A 1,370-nucleotide genomic window follows, 5' to 3' on the forward strand; every position below is an offset into this window, starting at 1 on the left:
TAATGGGATGGTCCGCCCCCTCCTTGGCGAGATAATCGCCACTCCCTTCGATGGAGGATTCGATCATGCGCCACCTAGCTCAAGCACAGCATGTCGCTACCTACGGTGTCGACATCGGCAAGAATCTCTTCCACGTCGCCGGCCTGGACAAGACCGGTCGTCCACAGCTTCGCACGAAGTTCCGGCGCGACACCTTGCTCCAATTCTTCGGCAACGTACCGGTGGCGGTCATTGCGATGGAGGCCTGTCCAGGCTCGCAGTGGTTGGCGCGCAAGCTACAGACTTACGGGCACACCGTACGCATCGTGCCGGCGCAGTTCGTCAAGCCCTATGTGAAGTCTAACAAGAACGACAGCGTCGATGCGGAGGCTATCGCCGAAGCCGCAACACGCCCGACCATGCGCTTCGTGGCCGTCAAACGCGTCGATCAGGTCGATGTGCAGGCGTTACACCGGGCACGTGACATGATGGTCTACCAGCGCACAGCGCTGATCAGCCAGATGCGTGGGTTACTACTTGAATACGGTATCGCTCTACGTGGCGGTGCCGGCGCGTTCAAGCTTGATCTTCCTGGCGTCATCGAAGATGCCGAGAACGAATTGACACCCTCCATGCGCCAGTTGCTGGCCATGCAACGTCAGCATCTGGAGGAACTCGAGAGCCACATTCACCATCTATCCGAAGAAGTAGCTGCGCAGGCTGATCGCGACGACGTGGCACGGCGACTTATGACGATCCCTGGCTTTGGTGCTTTGGCCGCGACCGCCTTGCTTGCGGCAGTCGGCGATGCGCGCCAGTTCAGACGTGGTAGGGATATGTCGGCCTGGTTGGGCCTCGTCCCGGCACAGTATTCAACGGGCGGCAAGCCGACCCTGCTGGGAATGAGCAAGCGGGGCAACAGCTATGTTCGCCGCCTACTTATCCACGGTGCACGCTCGTGCGTTATCCACATGGATCGAACCCGAAATCGACTGGGCGCGTGGCTTGATCAGCTCAGCCGGCGGGTACATTTCAATAAAGTCACCGTGGCCCTCGCCAACAAGATGGCACGGATGGCCTGGGTTGTGATTACGCATCGTGGCGCACTTTACCAGCGCAACGATCCGCGCTTTGCCCTCTGACCAATACCTTTCTTCACCGCGTTTGCGAAGCCCGTAGGGAGATGACGAAACAGTCGATCGGCACAGCGTAACCCTGGCAAAAAAGCGGGCTCACGACCCGAACCGTTTATTAGGAACGTTGCGCGCGAATCTCATTATGGCCTGGTCACCAAAAGTGGCTGACTCGCGAGAGGCCGGATACATTTGTGCAAACTGCTCTTCGTCAACAGCCGCGGTCCTTGCAGACCGGGGGCGGACCATACATTTTTT

Annotated in this window: 1 protein-coding gene; it reads left to right on the forward strand. The window is 58.8% G+C overall.

Annotation, left to right across the window (positions count from 1 at the left end; genetic code table 11):
* Positions 1 to 65 precede the first annotated feature (65 nt).
* Positions 66 to 1,121: an IS110 family transposase gene (locus MJ606_RS18210; protein WP_243050972.1), complete on the forward strand. Its 1,056-nt coding sequence runs from the start codon at positions 66 to 68 to the stop codon at positions 1,119 to 1,121.
* The last annotated feature ends 249 nt before the right edge of the window (positions 1,122 to 1,370 follow it).

Origin of the sequence: Dyella sp. RRB7 (assembly GCF_022761115.1) — a bacterium.
In the GTDB taxonomy this organism is placed as follows: domain Bacteria; phylum Pseudomonadota; class Gammaproteobacteria; order Xanthomonadales; family Rhodanobacteraceae; genus Dyella.